The organism is uncultured Shewanella sp. (genome assembly GCF_947491715.1).
In the GTDB taxonomy this organism is placed as follows: Bacteria; Pseudomonadota; Gammaproteobacteria; order Enterobacterales; family Shewanellaceae; genus Shewanella.
In genome coordinates, this window is record NZ_CANLKR010000050.1 from 12,551 (window position 1) to 30,596 (window position 18,046).

Sequence of the window (18,046 nt, forward strand, 5' to 3'; positions counted from 1 at the left end):
ATTACTGCCCTGAAACTGATGCTGAATTTTTCTGCTCAGCAAAATGTGCTCGTCGTTGTTTTTCCATCACGTCCTCATAATCAAACAACTCTCTAAGCACAGATGTGGCAAAGCAGCCTGCAGGTAACGCAAACTTTAAGACTAAAATATCGTCATTGACTTCATGACTGATATGTTGAGGTTCCAGTAACAACATGCGCCTTTCTTGTGTTAATCCAGCCTGCTCTAACCCATCACAATCCGCTTTCAAAGGGGCCAATACGCTCTGCTCAAACATTTCTGCATCCTGCTGAGATAAAGGTGTTCCCCTCCCCCATAAGGGCGCAGATAACTGGATATCTTTCTGAGCTAAACGTTGCTGCAAACTGGGATCCCACACCTCAGCGACGAAATAACTCTTACTGCCGGAAAGCATGACGCAATCGCCCGTAAAAGGGGTTAACCCATATTCGGCTAAACGTGTCGATACAACAAGATTAAATAAATTTGAACGGACCGCTGAAAGGTACATGCCGCGTTTATTACGATCTTTCACTTTACGGCCTGTAAACATTTGTCGGCCAAAAATGAGATTTTTTCCATCGTGACCAAAACGTTGCTCACCAAAATAATTAGGAACCCCTGTTTCTTTAATTTTATCCAAACGAGATAGCACATCATCCATATCCGTTACATTACGCAACGTCAAAGTAAAACGATTACCTGCTAATGCCCCAACTCTTAATTTCTTACTATGGCGGCTAGAAGACAGTACCGTTAATTGTTCATTATCAAGACTTGACCAATCAGGGGTTTCTTTCCCAGGAATGCGGACACCGAACCATTGCTCTGTTATCGCGTGCTTATCTTTTTGACCAGCGTAAGTGACCTCTTTAGGATGTACGTGAGCAAAACCAGATAATATTCTGGCTACATCCGCAGTATTCAAGCCATTTTTACGAATATGTAATAAATGGTGCTCGCCTTCACCAGTCGGCACAAAAGGTAAAATCTCTTGTACAATAAAGTCACTATTGTGGGTTCTCAGATCGGCTTGAGATATGGGTTTACCGTATAAATAATGTAATTCACTCATGAAATTAATCTTGTCTCTTGTTTTGGCTCATCAATACCACAGCTTCAACCGCAATACCTTCTTTTCGTCCTGTAAAGCCCAATTTTTCCGTTGTCGTTGCTTTGACATTAATATTGCCCAGTGCCGTCTCTAAATCTTTGGCTAACACTTTTCGCATGGCATCAATATAAGGCAACATTTTAGGTGTTTGAGCAATAATGGTGACATCCAAGTTACCGATTTCATAGCCTTTAGCAAGGGCCAGTCCATAACAATGTTTCAATAAAACACGACTATCGGCTCCTTCAAATTCAGCATCAGTATCAGGGAAGTGTTGACCAATATCCCCCATCGCCATTGCGCCTAAAATCGCATCCGTAATCGCATGTAGGACAACATCCCCATCAGAATGCGCAATTAAGCCTGTTTCATAGGGTACATTAACACCACAAAGCATCAGAGGTGACGCGCCACCAAATTTATGCACATCAAAACCGTGCCCAATCCTTATATTCACTTCTTATTCACCTTCAATTAAATGCAATAGTTAACGACACTGTTGAAAAACGATTCCAAATACATCATTGACGCAAATTGTTCAAAAATAATGATGCTAGAGCCAAATCATTCGGATGAGTCACTTTAATATTGTCTGCTCGGCCCTCAATTATGCCAGGAGAAATCCCTGCCCATTCCATAGCAGAGGCTTCATCGGTAATGGCAATACCTTTGGATAACGCGAGTGCAATATTGTTTCTCAATACTTGTGCATTAAAGCACTGAGGCGTCAATGCATGCCAGAGGTTGTCACGAGAAACCGTTTCGCTAATCAATTGCTCGTCATTCGCCCGCTTCATAGTATCTCTCACCGGCGAGCCTAAAATCACGCCTTGAGGAAATCTCTCCCTTGATTGTAATAGTGTATCAATATCGCCATGACTCAAACAGGGTCTTGCGGCATCATGAACTAATACCCATGAAGCATCATCCACTGCTTCCAGCGCCGCCAATACCGAATCCGCTCGCTCACCTCCTCCCATCACGCTACACAATTTAGCATGTCGAGATTGAGGTAAAAGGCGAAAATGCTGATCCTCTGGGTGCAAGGCCACCACCACTTGATCAATTCGAGGGTGGGATAATAAGCAATCTAATGTATGCCCTAAAATACTTTGCTCATTTAACATTAAATATTGCTTTGGTATTTGCGCGCCCATTCGACGTCCTATACCCGCTGCAGGTACCACAGCAATGACTGTTTCATCTCGCATACCTAAGCTCACCTTTAACCTTGACGTTCATATTGCCTACTCACCTTCTACCACGCGGTAAAAAGTTTCACCTTCCTTGACCATACCTAACTCATTACGGGCACGTTCTTCTATTGCTTCAGTGCCACTTCGTAAATCATTAATTTCTTCTCTCAAAATTTGATTACGGGCGATTAATTTTGCATTACTTGCCTGTTGCATCTGAATTTGATCTTGCAATTGATATGATTCAGATAAACTGTTCCCTCCAAACCAAAGACGATACTGGAGAATAAGCAATAATAGTGTTAAAACAAAACATAAGCGTTTCATGATAGTTTAAACAGAACTGAGCCTAAGGGTAATGAGATAGTACAACAAAAAAGGCCACCTAGTGGCGGCCTTTTAACAGTTTTGTGAAATTAACCTTGTCCTTTGATTTCACTCAAACCATTATAAGGGGCATTCTCACCCAATTGCTCTTCAATACGCAATAATTGATTGTACTTAGCCACACGGTCTGAACGGCATAAAGACCCCGTTTTAATTTGACCCGCTGCTGTCGCTACGGCTAAATCGGCGATTGTCGCATCTTCAGTTTCGCCACTACGGTGTGAAATTACCACAGTGTAACCCGCTTCTTTTGCCATGCGAATAGCAGCCAGTGTCTCAGTCAATGACCCAATTTGGTTAAACTTAATCAAAATTGAGTTCGCAATATTATTATCAATACCACGCTTTAAAATTTCAGTATTGGTCACAAATAAATCATCACCAACTAATTGAATTTTATCACCCAAAATTTGAGTTTGATAAGCCCAGCCATCCCAATCAGACTCATCTAATCCATCTTCAATAGACGCAATAGGATATTGCTCAGTCAATGACTTCAAATAATCAGAAAAGCCATTAGAATTGAACACTTGACCTTCACCAGCCAAATTATATTGACCTTCTTTATAAAATTCTGATGCAGCGCAGTCCAGTGCCAAGGTCACATCAGTGCCTAAGGTATAACCCGCTTTCTCTACGGCCACTTTAATCACGGCAAGGGCATCGGCGTTAGAGGCTAAATCAGGTGCAAAGCCCCCTTCATCACCCACAGCTGTATTTAACCCTTTATCCTGCAGCACTTTTTTCAAATTATGAAAGATTTCAGCGCCCATACGTAAAGCTTCACGGAAACTCTTAGCACCAACAGGTTGCACCATAAACTCTTGAATATCTACATTATTATCAGCATGCTCACCACCATTAATGATATTCATCATTGGCACTGGCATAGAATAAACACCCGGCGTGCCATTTAATTCTGCAATATGAGCATACAAAGGCATGGCTTTAGACGCTGCCGCCGCTTTGGCCGCTGCTAATGACACAGCAAGAATGGCATTGGCACCTAACTTATCTTTATTCGCTGTGCCATCCAAATCGATCATAATTTGATCGAGTTTAGATTGTAAGCTCGCATCTTGATCCACTAGCGCATTACGAATAAGACCGTTGATATTTTCAACCGCGGTTAATACACCTTTTCCCATGTAACGCGCTTTATCGCCATCACGCAACTCAAGTGCTTCACGGCTACCCGTCGATGCACCAGAAGGCGCAGCGGCCATTCCTATGAAGCCACCTTCTAAATGCACTTCAGCTTCTACCGTTGGATTACCACGAGAGTCCATGATCTCGCGACCAATCACATTAATAATCTTAGCCATAACATCCTCGATTTAAGTTTAAAATTTAATTTCTAAAATAAAAATAGTTTGACACGCTAAACTGTCACCCAGTGATCCCGCTTAAAGTGGCATTGCTTTATAAAAAAATAAAGGCCAGTCCTCATAATAAGGGCTGACCTTTTATCATATTTTTATGCTAAATCACGTTTTTGATGCTGATCAGCAGCAGCAATAAAGCCTTCAAATAATGGCTGACCATCACGTGGTGTCGATGTAAATTCAGGATGAAATTGACCCGCAACAAACCAAGGGTGGTTTGGTAGCTCAATCATTTCAACCAATTGGCGATCCGATGACAAGCCACTGAAAATTAGACCGGCTTTTTCTAAACGTTCACGATAGTGATTATTCACTTCATAACGGTGGCGATGACGTTCAACACAGGTTAAGCCTTTATACGCTTCCGCCGCTTTTGTGCCTTCCAATAAATGACACAATTGCGCTCCCAAACGCATAGTACCACCTAAATCTGATGCGGTATCACGCAGTTCTACACCACCTTCTTCATTAATCCACTCTGTGATTAAACCAACTACTGGGTGAGGTGTTTTGGGATTAAACTCCGTCGAATGCGCATCATTTAAGCCAGCCACATGACGTGCAAAGTCAATCAGCGCCACTTGCATGCCTAAACAAATACCAAAATAAGGTAAGTGATTCTCACGGGCATATTTAGCCGCTTGTATTTTACCTTCAACACCTCGCTCACCAAAACCACCTGGCACCAAAATACCATCTAAGCCTTCAAAGACTTCATCACCTTTTGCTTCAACGGTTTGCGAATCAATATACTTGATATTCACCGACACGCGCTGTTTCAGCCCCGCATGCTTTAATGCCTCATTCACCGATTTATAAGCATCAGGTAATTCGATATATTTACCCACCATCCCAATAGTGACTTCACCATTGGGATTCGCTTCTTGGTAAATCACATTTTCCCATTCATGCAAATCCGCCTCACCACATTCAAGATGGAAGCGCTTAATCACTAACTCATCAAGGCCTTGCGAGCGCAATAATGCAGGTATTTTATAAATACTATCAACATCTTTTAACGAAATAACCGCGCGCTCTTCAACATTACAAAACAGCGAGATTTTCGCTTTCTCATTTGCCGGAATTGCCCTGTCACCACGACAGACAAGCACATCTGGCGCAATACCAATTGACCGTAATTCTTTCACTGAATGCTGAGTAGGTTTGGTCTTGACTTCACCAGCAGCCCCTAAGAAAGGCACTAAGGTTAAGTGCATAAACAATGTACGCTCACGGCCTAACTCAACGCCGAGCTGACGAATAGACTCTAAGAACGGCAGAGATTCAATATCGCCAACCGTACCACCAATTTCGACGATGGCCACATCATGACCTTCACCGCCTGCAAGCACTTTTTCTTTTATTGCATTGGTTATATGAGGAATGACCTGAATGGTCGCCCCTAAATAATCACCACGACGCTCTTTTCGTAATACTTCTTCATAAATACGCCCTGTAGTGAAGTTATTACGACGGTTCATTTTAGTGCGAATAAAGCGCTCATAATGACCTAAATCTAAATCGGTTTCAGCACCATCCTCTGTGACAAAAACTTCACCATGTTGTGTAGGGCTCATGGTGCCTGGATCGACATTAATGTAAGGATCCAGCTTCATAATGGTTACATTTAGGCCTCTGGCCTCTAAAATTGCCGCTAACGATGCTGCCGCAATGCCTTTACCTAGCGATGAAACCACGCCACCAGTAACGAAGATATACCTTGTAGTCATGCTGAACCTGAGAGTTAAAAAGTTGGAATAGTAGGTGCTTGTAAAAAAGCACTAGGACGGGACGACATTGTAGCAAAGTTACCCCGACTCGACAAATGAGAATTCACTTAAAAACGAAGAAGTTTACACTTTTATGCCACATAAAGACGATTAAGTGTCGTTTTCTTCTTTTTTTACCGCATCCCAATGTGCATCCAGTTGCGACAAAGTTTGCTCACTCATCACACTGCCAGAAGCGGCCACTTTATCCTCAACCCCTCTAAAGCGCCTTTCAAATTTACGATTAGCCTGTCTTAATGCTTGCTCAGGATCCACCTGTAAATGCCTGGCCATATTCACCACAGCAAAAAGTAAATCGCCCATTTCATCAATGACCTTATCTTGGGAAAGGGGAGCCTGATTGACCTCATCAAGGACTTCGGTGATTTCTTCATGCACTTTTGCCACAACCGGTTCAAGCGTATCCCAATCAAACCCAACCCGAGCAACTCTTTTCTGTATCTTCATCGAGCGAGTCAGTGCCGGTAAGGCAAGAGGTATATCATCCAACGTCGAGTGTAATTGCCGAGCTTGCCGCTCTTTCTCCTTTAACAATTCCCAATTTTGCTTTATCACTTGGCTGCTGTGAAAATCTTGCTCAGCAAACACATGGGGATGTCGAGTAATGAGCTTATTACAGATTTTATCAACCACCACACCAAAGTCGAACAAGCCTTGTTCTTGACCCAACTGGCAATAGAATATGACTTGAAATAATAAGTCGCCTAATTCACTGGGCAATTCATCTAAGGCGACTCGCTCAATGGTATCAGCCACTTCATAGGCTTCTTCTAAGGTAAAAGGCACGATAGAATCAAATTGCTGAGCAAGATCCCATGGGCAACCCGTATTGGGATCCCTCAACTTTGTCATGATCTCGAGTAAAGATTGGACTGTAAATTCACTTGTCATACCCTCTTCAGTTTTCGTGCTCACTTCACACTTTCCTCGCTCAAATTTTGTTGCATCATGCTCGTTTAGCTTCACTCACGCCTTCCACTTGACTTAATTTTGCTATCACCCGTGATAACGCATCTAAGTTATAAAGCTCTAATTGCAGTTCTATCAAGGCAGTTTGTGTTTTCACATCCGATGACGAGCTCATAGAGAGGACATTGGATTTCTCAGCCGCCAATACCGAGGTTAAATCTCTAAGCAAACCTGATCTGTCATTAGCTATGACTTTTAAGCTGATCTTATACCCGCCGGAATAATTTTCTCCCCAGATCACATCCACACCGCGTTCAGGCTGCTCTTTCATTAACTCTTTAAGTTGCTCACAATCCAAGCGGTGTACTGAAATACCACGACCTTTGGTAATAAAACCGAAAATTTCATCCCCTGGCACAGGTTGACAACAACCTGCAATATGACTCATTAAATTACCGACACCATTGACTTCAACTTGACCTTTTCCCTTAGCGCTGGGCTTATGTTGACTCTTTTTAACCAGCTCTTCCACCACGGCTTCATCGGATATAGCTTGTGGCTTTAACTGACTTTGTACAAAATTCACCACTTGGTTTAGACGAACATCGCCTCCGCCTATCCCAGCCAGTAAGTCATCCATACCCACCATATTAAAACGCTCAACAGCTGGCTGAGCATCTTTCACCTTTAAATTAATACGAGCAAGCTCAGTCTCAAGGATTTCTCTACCCGCAACAATATTTTTATCTCTATCTTGCTGTTTAAACCAATGCTGAATTTTCGAACGTGTTCGAGATGTGCGTATATACCCTAAATTAGGATTGAGCCAATCGCGTTTCGGATTAGGCTGATTGGAGGTAATAATTTCAATCCGTTGCCCTGTTTCCACTTGGTAAGTAAAAGGCACAATACGTCCATCTACCTTGGCACCAATACACTTATGCCCCACTTGAGAATGAATATAATAAGCAAAATCTAACACTGTTGCCCCTTGAGGCAAGTCAATGACTTCACCACTTGGTGTGAAAACATACACTCTGTCTTCAAACACCTGACTGCGGACTTCTTCAACAAGATTACCACTTTCAGCCACATCTTCTTGCCATTGCAAAATCTTACGTAGCCAATTAATTTTTTGCTCATAGCCGCTTTGTTTGCTAGTGTTCGCGCCCTCTTTATATTTCCAGTGAGCCGCTACACCTAACTCAGCATCTTCATGCATTTGCTCCGTACGAATTTGTATTTCAACGGTTTTGCCTTCAGGACCCACAACAATAGTATGAATCGATTGATAACCGTTAGGTTTAGGGTTAGCCACATAGTCATCAAATTCTTTTGGAATATGGTGCCATAAGGTGTGTACCACACCTAAGGCCGCATAGCAGTCTTGCAACCTGTCGGTCACAATACGCACCGCTCGTACATCAAACAACTCATCAAATTTGAGTTGCTTACCCTTCATTTTCTTCCAAATACTGTAGATATGCTTAGGTCGACCGTACACTTTCGCTCGAATATGATCCTTATCGAGTCTCTCTTGTAACTGACGCACAAAATCATCAATGAAGGTCTCTCTGTCTAAACGTTTTCCGTCTAGTTGCTTAGCAATATCTTTGTAGGTCTGAGGATGTAAATATCGAAATGAAATATCTTCCAATTCCCACTTTAATTGCCCTATACCCAAACGGTTAGCCAGAGGCGCATAGATATCAGCAATTTCGCGCGCGATCAGTACCCGTGTTTCTTCATCGGCTGTTTTTACTTCTCTTAACAAACAAATGCGTTCAGCAAGCTTTATCACGACCGCGCGGACATCTTCGACCATTGCCAGTAACATACGACGAATATTGTCAATTTGAGGTGCATTACCACGAGACTGCTCGGATACTTTCAAAGCGCCAATAGCGTTCATGATTTCCACACTGCTAACCAACTTGGCTAGAGGTGCGCCAAAAACGTCCTCTAAATCCGATTTTTCAATTAACTTTTCATCAAAAGCCACAAAAATAACAGCCGCTTGCAAAGTCTCTATATCCATGTTCAGTGGCGCTAGGATCTCTATCATTTCTCGGCTACGTTTGAGCACATCACCCGTAGGCGTTTTATGCTGCAAAAGAAGTTGCTCTACTTTATTCAGTAAAGTCAGCAAGACTTGCGCTTCATCGCTATCACTAATATACCGTTCCACCCATTCTTCAAGTTGAAATTGAGGATCGCTAAAATGTGCTTCACGAACAGATACCATCAGAGATTCCTTTGTTGTACTGAGAAAAATTACAGAAATTGTTGTGGCGACAAGGCGTTATTGCTCGGCCACCGTTAATCGTTAACAGATACTCATTGCCCTCAATGGTTATCAAGTAAACAAGTATCATTTCTTCAATTCAAATAACGCCATAGACTCAAGATGATGCGTTTGGGGAAACATATCAATCATCCCCATTTTTGTCAGCTGATAACCTTGCTGTAAAATCAATTCCGCATCTCTTGCTAAACTTGCAGGATTACAGGAAACATAGACTAATGCGCTGGGTTTCAACTTTTTAAGCCATTTAAGTGTTTCATAGGCACCCGCTCTAGCAGGATCTAATAATATTTTATCCACCTTTCCAAGCCAAGGCTCTTTCGATAAATCACTGCTTAAATCGGCATGATAAAAAGACACATTATTGACATTATTTTGCTTAGCATTCACTTGTGCTTGCTTCACCATGTTAGGCACACCTTCAACGCCAATGACCTCTTTGGCCATTCGAGCCAGTGGCACACTAAAATTACCGACACCACAAAACAAATCCAGTACCCGCTCATCTTTTTTAGGTGCCAACCAATCAATCGCCTGAGACACCATCATTTGATTAACAGCACCATTGACTTGAATAAAGTTACCGGCTGAAAAATAGAGTTTATCCTCATTTAAGGCATAAAAAGGCTGTAACTGTCCCGTTAAAGACTCACTTTTCCCTTCATTATTCAGTAACAAGAGATTGAGGACCTGTGCCTGTCCAAAATTAATCAGCTTTTGCTTATCTTTATCCGTTAGCTGAGCAGTGATACGAATAACCGCAAAAATACCATTATCGGCTTGGGTTAATTCAAGATGACCTAAGGATTTTTTTGCATTTAATTGATTAAGCAATTTAGCAAATAAAGGAATTAAAATCGATAAGTCTTTAGACAACACAGAGCACGACTGGATTTCAACGACTTGACTGCTATTTTTAGCCCGAAATCCTAAACTGACGTGCTTGGTTTTTGCATGATACAAGGTCGCTAATCGAGCTCTACGCCTGTAGTGCCAATGGGTATCAAGTAATGATGCCGCGAGCACATCATCAAGTACCTCACCTTTGCCTTTCATCGAAAAACGCCGAAGCAAATCCAACAAAGTCTGTTCTTTATGACGTCTTTGATCATCACTGGATAAATGTTGTAAATCACAGCCGCCACACTGCTGATAATGCTCACATGAGGGCACAACACGTTGAGGTGAGGCTTGCTCAATATCCAGTAACTTAGCTCGAGAAAAGGTCTTTTTTTGCTCCGTTAATTGTACCGACACTTTTTCACCCGGCAGGCTTTCAGGCACAAAGACTATCTTACCTTGATGATGAGCAATACCCGCCCCTAAGTGATCCAGCTGGCTCACATCAAGTGAAAGCTTACTCGATAATTGTTTCTTTTTATTCGTTGTCGCTTTATAAAACTGTGCCATTTAGGCCTCTAAATAGATAAAAAACTGGCCAACATGGCCCAACTTCTGGCAATATATGAAATAATTTCACTAAGTTACGGTCAATGACGACTCAATGAACAATGCCAATAACATGGCCAAATACAGCCTGCGCTCTTGGGTTCTGGTACTGGCATTAGCGCCGACTATTTTAGTCGGTATACTATTAGGAAGCTATTTTACCATAAATCGATTCTATGAGCTTGAAGAAACGCTCACAGAACAAGCGAGCAATATTATTGAGCCTTTGGCCATTGCTGCAGAAGCCGGATTGGAAAGTAATGACTTTGAAACCACAAAACGCCTGATCACTTCTGCGCAACTGAATAAACCTTCTTTAGTTCAATTTATTGCCATTTTTGATAATGATAATCGCGTCATCGTCACCTCTCATCATTATAAAAATCATGAGTTCATGCGCTTTGAACAAGCCGCTGATAGCCTAAAAGAAACAGAAATTGAACACTTGGGAGACAGTTTAATCCTGCGTAGCCCCATTTTCTCTACTAAAAATCACTTAATTCAATCTTACAATTCGCAATCAGCACAATCACAATATAATGAGAAAAAACTCGGTTATATTGCCATTCTCATAAATAAGGAAAATGCACTCTTAGAACAGCACCGTGCTGCCGTTGCCGCCTTCATTATTGTGCTCATCGGTGTACAGCTCAATTTATTGTTTACTTTTAGACTCGTGAAAAATGTCACCCAACCGATCACCGAAATGGTCAGAGTGGTCGCTAAAATTCGAGAAGGAAAACTCGATACGAGACTAACGGGTAACTTAATCGGCGAATTAGATTTACTCAAACGGGGCATTAATGCCATGGCAGGTTCATTATCTGAATACCATGAAGAAATGCAGCAAAATATCGATCAGGCTACACTGGATTTACGTGAAACCTTAGAGCAAATTGAAATCCAAAATGTGGAATTAGATTTAGCCAAAAAACGCGCTCAAGAAGCCAGCCGAATAAAGTCAGAATTCTTAGCCAACATGTCTCATGAACTGCGCACCCCTCTCAATGGCGTCATTGGTTTCGCTAAGCAGCTCCTGAAAACCCCCTTACATTCCAGCCAGCAAGACTACATCACCACAATAGAACGCAGTGCCACCAACTTACTGGGGATCATTAACGATATTCTGGACTTCTCTAAATTAGAAGCAGGCAAAATGACATTAGAAAACATGCCCTTTTCTTTTCGTGAAACCATTGATGAAACCATCATCCTATTGGCCAATAGTGCCTATGAAAAAAACCTTGAATTGGTGATCGATATTGACCCTAACATTCCCGAAGATGTCTCTGGGGATGCCATGCGTTTTGGGCAGATCATTACCAATTTAATCGGCAATGCCATTAAATTTACCGATAAGGGCAGCATTTTACTCAAAATTCAACTCACAACCCTCATCGATAACCAAATTTGTTTAAAATGCGAAATCAGTGACACAGGTATTGGTATCAATCCCGAACAGCAAGCCGATCTTTTTCAAGCTTTTGGTCAAGCCGATTCATCTATCTCACGCCGATTTGGTGGCACAGGCTTGGGGCTTGTGATCACAAAGCGATTGGTCAATCGTATGGGAGGCGAAATTGGCTGTGAATCTTCTGTGCATTCAGGCTCGACTTTTTGGTTTACCTTCAACCTACAACAAAGCCAATACCCAATTAACATCCCTTATAATATTAAAGAATTAAAAAACAAAAGCTTGCTCTTATTTGAACCCAGAGCCTTATCCCATTCAGCCACAGATAGGTTATTACAACTATGGGGATTGCAAGTCCGTCACGTACGAACTCAGGCAGAGTTAGGCAGCTTACTTGAACATACTGATAGACATTTTGATTTTGCTTTGCTCAGTAGTATAGGATTATTCACTCCCCAACTGTCACCAGAGCAACTCAAACAAGTGAATCAAAAATGTGATTATGTCTTAGTCATCGCTCATGGGCTCGATCAGCAAGAAAGCTTATCGCAATTTTATCCATCAATTGACAAACTGCTTCCTGCGCCATTAAGCGAAAGAAGCTTAGCCAAAAACTTGCTTCACCCCCACAACCACTCACAAGAATATTTGCCCACTCAAATTCAAACACCACAACCCCTTCGCCAAGAAAAGCTCAACGTCTTCGCGGTGGATGATAACCCTGCTAACTTAAAATTAATCGATACCTTATTAAAAGAGCTGGTTACGCATGTCACAGTCACTGACAGCGGTGAAAAAGCAGTGATGATAGCAAAACAGCGCAGTTTTGATCTGATTTTTATGGATATTCAAATGCCAGGAACAGATGGGCTCAGCGCAACTAAACAGATCAGGCAAGATTCTCTAAACCGAAATACCCCAATTATTGCGGTAACGGCTCACGCTCTCGCCGAAGAAAGAGAGCATATCAATGCCTGTGGTATGAACGATTACCTGCCTAAACCCATTGATGAAACAGCGCTTAAAGATATCATCCAAAAATGGAAAACACGGCCCACTTTTACCCATTTTGATCCCAATACCCTCAATTGGGAACTCTGCCTATCACAAGCCAATAATAAACCTGATTTAGCCTTAGATATGCTAAAAATGCTTATCGATTCATTACCCGAGACTCAAGGTAAGATCCAAGATGCGCTCGATAGTGCAGACAGTCCTTCAATGCTCACCCATGTCCATAAGCTACACGGTGCTAGTTGTTATTGTGGCGTCCCTAGAACACAGAAGCTATGCCATGAAATAGAATCGGCATTAAAAAAAGAAACACCGCTCGATGACATAGAACCTGAAATCCTAGAGTTACTTGATGAGCTAACTAAGGTAGAATCAGCAGTCGCTCAACTAATCTCACAGCTATCTTCGGACCTATAAAATGACAGAAAAAATGGGATTTTTCAAACGTCTCAAAGCGTTAGAATTACCACAAAAAAAATTATTTGCAATTGCATTATGCCAACGCATGTTTCCTAATTACCAATTATTCTCAGATATTAGCAAGTTTGGCGATCCTCAAGTGCTCGATACTTTGCTTAATCTCCTTTGGCAGTCCATGTACGACACCAAATTAAAACTGAATATTGACCTTCAGTTAGAAAAGCTTGAAGTCAATACCCCAGAGCCTGAAGACTTTGATATGTATGGCGTATACCCTGCTATGGATGCGGCTGTTGCACTGACTTCACTGCTAAGCGCAATGCAAAGCAAAGTGGAAGACGATATTGTTAATGTCAGTAAATTGTCATCCAGTACCGTGGCTAATTACATTGAAGCCACTTGCGATATTGACTTTGATAAAGCATCCGCATTAGATGATTACATTTTTGCCCATGAAGTGATGCAAGAAGAAAAAGAAATGCAAAATACCCTCTTAGATATCATTGAAGCACAGGTAAAAATAACACCTAACTTCATTAAGGATTTACGCCGCGATATTGTGGCTGTAGGAATTTCTAATATTGGAATAAGTATCCCAAGAGAAAAATAATTACGCTTTATAGTCTATTCCTGTGATAGTGATTTCCCGAAACACTATCACTTGATTTTTACAATTTAATCATAGCATTACACTCTTAATCATTCTTGTCTATACTTAAATAATTGCAAATTTACTGCATCACAATTTTACCCGTATAAACTTTAAAAAAGTAACTATAGTGGTAAGTATATGATGTCCATGAAAGCAGGAAATTTCATAATGCCCCCTTTAAAGCAAAATTATACTTATGGACAGTTTAGTGCGAGTCCATATGCTAATAAAAAAACGATACTTGTTTCCTGGCACTCATCAGAGGGGAGAAATCGCCTTTTAACAGCGCAACCAAACGATGATTTTTATATTTTATCTAATTTCTTTCAGCCACAAATACATCCAACATATTGTGGTATTGCTTCCGCCGTCATAGTGCTCAACGCACTATTCCAACCACTAAATCAAGCCCCAACGGCATGCCATATCCAGAAAATAAGAAACAAGAAATGTGTCAATTTATATCTATATGCTTTTTTACAAACAACTTTTCTGGGTAAAAAAACTGATTATATTAAAGAAAAAGAAGTGATTGAATTTGTCAAGAAAACTCCCTCTGGTGAATATCAACCAGGATTATCACTCGATAAGCTCGCAGACTTACTTCATCATTACAAAGCAAAAGTAAAGACGACATTTGCGAAGCAAGAAAATGAACTAAAGCTGTTTCGTTCAACTCTACTATCCACCTTAGCTAAGCAAAATCACTATATCATCATTCATTTTCGGTGCGATTATTTAGGAGGGCTCCCTAGCGGGCATATTTCCCCTATCTGTGCTTATCACCAAGCCAGTGACAGCGTATTAGTTCTGGATGTTGCTGCACACAAAACCCCTTGGTACTGGGCACCATTAAAAGAATTATACCAATCAATGCAAGAGAGCTACGGCTATCAAGTTCAAGGTGGTGGATACTTACAAGTCACACTTTAGATTCGTCAACCCAAGTAGAAGCGTACACGTTATTACATACAACACGTTGAATAAATTCATAATATATCAGTGAAGATTCAGCTTAAACATCATCTTATTCACCCCCTTTAGGTTATAGACATGCCGCTTATTTTAACCCCTCTTATTGCCATTTTTTTTATCATGATCCTTGGCGCTTTCATTCAAAAAATCAGAGTATTACCGAATAACACCGATCAAAGTCTTAATTTATATGTGTATTATGTAGCGCTTCCAGCCATCATTGTCGCTGCACTCGCTAATACTCCCCTTAATGAAATCTTACAGTGGGGCTTTATCATCAGTCTCACCTTAGCGATGTTACTCTCTTACGGTTTATGCGTCTTCATCTCTTTAATGTTCCACCCCAAACAGCATGCCCTCGCGGCCATCAGAGCACTGAACGCCACCTTTGGCAATACGGCCTTTATTGGTATTCCCATTATGATGTTACTCTTTCCACAACAACACAATGCTCTCACCGCTGCCGCTGTAGCCAGTTTAATTTCAATTTTATTATTCGCCATTGCATTAGTCACCATTGAACTTCAGCAGAGCAAAAAACATCACTCGGCAATTGCAATTATCACTCGCGCCTTAGGCACCAACCCTATTGTTATTGCAGGCGCCTTAGGCATCACCTTATCAAGCTTATCGTTTACTCTTTTCTCTCCTGTAGAGTTAATGCTAAATCAAATTGGATCCACGTCCAGTCCCTGTGCACTATTTGCCATTGGTATGGTCCTTGCCAAAGCGACAAGACAAGCTGACACAGCAAATACTGAAAAAATAAAACTATCAGAGTTGTGCGCAATCAATACCGTAAAACTTATCCTGCAACCCTTATTAGCTTACTGCTTTCTACGCTTTTTTGAGGTTAATCATCAACTACTTACTATGGGCGTTATTTTAGCGGCATTACCGACTGCTGCCAGTGTTTACTTACTCGCACAGCGTTATCAAGTCAAAACAATAAGCAGTGCTTTTGTGGTATTAATTGGCACATTGATGAGTTTTATCAGTTTACCGTTAATTGAACGCTGGTTAACTTTTTAACCAAAGCCTCTTTAAAATAGGCTTGACTGTTTAAGAAAAGAAACAACACTTAGTTGGCTGCAATAGGGTGAAAAAACAGCACTTGATACAGACACACTATTTACTGTATAAAAAAACAGTCTATACTGTATAAAAAAACAGTCCACTGTCTATCAATACAGTATTTAGAGAAAGGGACATCGTTATGCTTTGCCAACTGAGTATCAATAATTTTGCTATTGTGCGTTTTCTTGAGTTAGATTTCAAAGCGGGAATGACCAGCATTACCGGTGAAACAGGGGCAGGAAAGTCTATTGCTATCGATGCGCTTGGACTCTGTTTGGGTAATCGTTCTGATCCCAATACCGTTAGAAGTGGTGCCAATAAAACAGAAGTCAGTGCACGTTTTGCTCTCAATGATGTCCCACTAGCCAAGCGCTGGTTAGAAGATAATGATCTTGAACTCGAAAATGAATGTATTCTCAGACGCACTATAGGAAGTGATGGCCGATCTCGCGCCTATATCAACGGCAACCCAGTCCCATTAACACAGTTGAAATCTCTGGGGCAGCTACTTGTTGGGATCCATGGCCAACATGCCCATCATGCCATGCTAAAGAGTGAACACCAACTGACATTATTAGATAATTATGCAAACCATAAGTTGTTGCTTGAAAGTGTTAATCAAAGCTACTTACGCTGTAAAACGGTAGAAAAAGAACTCAAGCAACTTGAAACATCACAACAACAAAGGCTCGCTCGAAAACAACTATTGCAATATCAAGTTGAAGAACTCAATGAATTTGCAGTAGAGGAAAATGAATTTGAGCAAGTTGAAGCTGAACATAAAAAACTCGCTAATGGTACAGAATTAGTTCAAGCCTGCCAAAATCAGTTATTTTTATTACAAGATAACGACCAAGCCAGTATCGAATCTTTATTAAATAATGCAATAACACAAGCTCAAACACTCGAAGGTTTCGATCCTCAACTTGAAAATATCTCTAATATGCTCAATGAAGCATTTATTCAAGTCCAAGAGAGCAGTAGTGAATTAACACATTACCTCAATGGTTTAGAGCTAGATCCTGAGCACTTTGCTTATTTAGAGCAACGTCTGTCTAAAATCATGCAACTGTCAAGAAAGCACCAAGTACAACCCAATGAGCTTTATGCTCATCATCAGAGTTTATTGATTGAACTCAATGATCTCGACTCAGATGAAGATAAACTTGAAGACATTCAAAAACAGCTAGTACAGTCCAAAACCCATTACCTCGATAATGCGAAAAAGCTACACCAGAGTCGGTGCCGCTATGGAAAAGAACTGGATAAAAAAGTCACTCAATCTATACATGATCTCAACATGCCTAAAGGCAAATTTACCATTGATATCCAATTTAATGAAAACAACCTGTCCCCCCATGGCTGCGATCATATTGAGTTCCTTGTTTCCACCAATCCAGGACAAGACCTTCAGCCTTTGGCAAAAGTCGCTTCTGGCGGTGAACTGTCCCGTATAGGACTTGGGATCCAAGTGATCACTGCCAAAAAAGTGTCTACACCTACATTAATTTTTGATGAAGTCGATGTCGGTATTTCAGGCCCAACAGCCGCTGTTGTTGGACGTATGCTCCGCACATTAGGCGACTCCACCCAAGTATTTTGTGTCACCCATTTACCTCAAGTGGCAGGAAATGGGCATCAACATATGTTCGTAGATAAACATACTAAATCTGGACATACCGAAACCAGTATGGTGCCCTTAAATAAACCTAAACGTATCGAAGAATTGGCACGTTTACTCGGCGGGGACATGATCACCAATAACACCTTAGCAAATGCTAAAGAATTATTGCAATAAACGACCTTACACCACAAACATACACTCCTCGCGCCACCTTTTTTATTATGTGCGGGGAGAATAGTATAAAACTCATCCTTAAAAACAAACAGTAAAACACAAACAGTAAAACACAAACAGTAAAACACAAACAGTAAAACACAAACAGTAAAACACAAACA

14 protein-coding genes are annotated in these 18,046 nt (G+C 41.1%); 5 read left to right on the plus strand and 9 right to left on the minus strand.

What is annotated here, in order from left to right:
• Position 1: 1 nt before the first annotated feature.
• From truD to rlmD, 9 genes are all read right to left on the minus strand, one after another.
• Positions 2–1,075, minus strand: a complete 1,074-nt coding sequence (gene truD, locus Q0779_RS21525) for a tRNA pseudouridine(13) synthase TruD (RefSeq protein WP_298775891.1) — start codon at positions 1,073–1,075, stop codon at positions 2–4.
• A 4-nt stretch (positions 1,076–1,079) separates the two neighbouring features.
• Positions 1,080–1,571, minus strand: coding sequence for a 2-C-methyl-D-erythritol 2,4-cyclodiphosphate synthase (gene ispF / locus Q0779_RS21530; RefSeq protein ID WP_298775893.1), 492 nt, complete (start codon positions 1,569–1,571; stop codon positions 1,080–1,082).
• Between the two features lie 64 nt (positions 1,572–1,635).
• On the minus strand, positions 1,636–2,325 hold the full coding sequence (gene ispD / locus Q0779_RS21535) for a 2-C-methyl-D-erythritol 4-phosphate cytidylyltransferase (RefSeq protein WP_298775894.1): 690 nt from the start codon (positions 2,323–2,325) through the stop codon (positions 1,636–1,638).
• A gap of 36 nt (positions 2,326–2,361) precedes the next feature.
• Positions 2,362–2,637 (minus strand): cell division protein FtsB, encoded by a 276-nt coding sequence (gene ftsB, locus Q0779_RS21540; protein ID WP_298775895.1) that lies wholly within the window; start codon positions 2,635–2,637, stop codon positions 2,362–2,364.
• Positions 2,638–2,726: 89 nt separating this feature from the next.
• Positions 2,727–4,022 carry a phosphopyruvate hydratase gene (eno, locus tag Q0779_RS21545; protein WP_298775897.1) on the minus strand — a complete coding sequence of 432 codons (1,296 nt, stop codon included), beginning with the start codon at positions 4,020–4,022 and terminating at the stop codon, positions 2,727–2,729.
• 152 nt (positions 4,023–4,174) lie between these two features.
• Positions 4,175–5,812 carry a CTP synthase gene (locus tag Q0779_RS21550; RefSeq protein WP_298775898.1) on the minus strand — a complete coding sequence of 546 codons (1,638 nt, stop codon included), beginning with the start codon at positions 5,810–5,812 and terminating at the stop codon, positions 4,175–4,177.
• 150 nt (positions 5,813–5,962) lie between these two features.
• Positions 5,963–6,763, minus strand: coding sequence for a nucleoside triphosphate pyrophosphohydrolase (gene mazG / locus Q0779_RS21555; RefSeq protein WP_298775921.1), 801 nt, complete (start codon positions 6,761–6,763; stop codon positions 5,963–5,965).
• A gap of 55 nt (positions 6,764–6,818) precedes the next feature.
• Positions 6,819–9,026 carry a GTP diphosphokinase gene (gene relA, locus Q0779_RS21560; RefSeq protein WP_298775899.1) on the minus strand — a complete coding sequence of 736 codons (2,208 nt, stop codon included), beginning with the start codon at positions 9,024–9,026 and terminating at the stop codon, positions 6,819–6,821.
• Positions 9,027–9,152: 126 nt separating this feature from the next.
• On the minus strand, positions 9,153–10,496 hold the full coding sequence (rlmD, locus tag Q0779_RS21565) for a 23S rRNA (uracil(1939)-C(5))-methyltransferase RlmD (RefSeq protein ID WP_298775902.1): 1,344 nt from the start codon (positions 10,494–10,496) through the stop codon (positions 9,153–9,155).
• Positions 10,497–10,590: 94 nt separating this feature from the next.
• On the opposite strand from rlmD, the gene barA reads away from it, so the two are divergent.
• From barA to recN, 5 genes are all read left to right on the plus strand, one after another.
• A complete protein-coding gene (gene barA, locus Q0779_RS21570) occupies positions 10,591–13,380 on the plus strand; it encodes a two-component sensor histidine kinase BarA (protein ID WP_298775905.1) in 2,790 nt (929 codons plus the stop codon).
• Between the two features lies 1 nt (position 13,381).
• Positions 13,382–13,993, plus strand: coding sequence for a YjaG family protein (locus Q0779_RS21575; protein ID WP_298775907.1), 612 nt, complete (start codon positions 13,382–13,384; stop codon positions 13,991–13,993).
• Between the two features lie 210 nt (positions 13,994–14,203).
• Positions 14,204–14,968 (plus strand): phytochelatin synthase family protein, encoded by a 765-nt coding sequence (locus Q0779_RS21580; RefSeq protein WP_298775909.1) that lies wholly within the window; start codon positions 14,204–14,206, stop codon positions 14,966–14,968.
• Positions 14,969–15,088: 120 nt separating this feature from the next.
• The gene (locus tag Q0779_RS21585; RefSeq protein ID WP_298775911.1) at positions 15,089–16,042 is read left to right on the plus strand and encodes an AEC family transporter; all 954 of its coding nucleotides are present in this window, start codon (positions 15,089–15,091) and stop codon (positions 16,040–16,042) included.
• 184 nt (positions 16,043–16,226) lie between these two features.
• Complete coding sequence (gene recN / locus Q0779_RS21590; protein ID WP_298775914.1) at positions 16,227–17,885, plus strand: DNA repair protein RecN; 1,659 nt, start codon at positions 16,227–16,229, stop codon at positions 17,883–17,885.
• Positions 17,886–18,046: the final 161 nt, after the last annotated feature.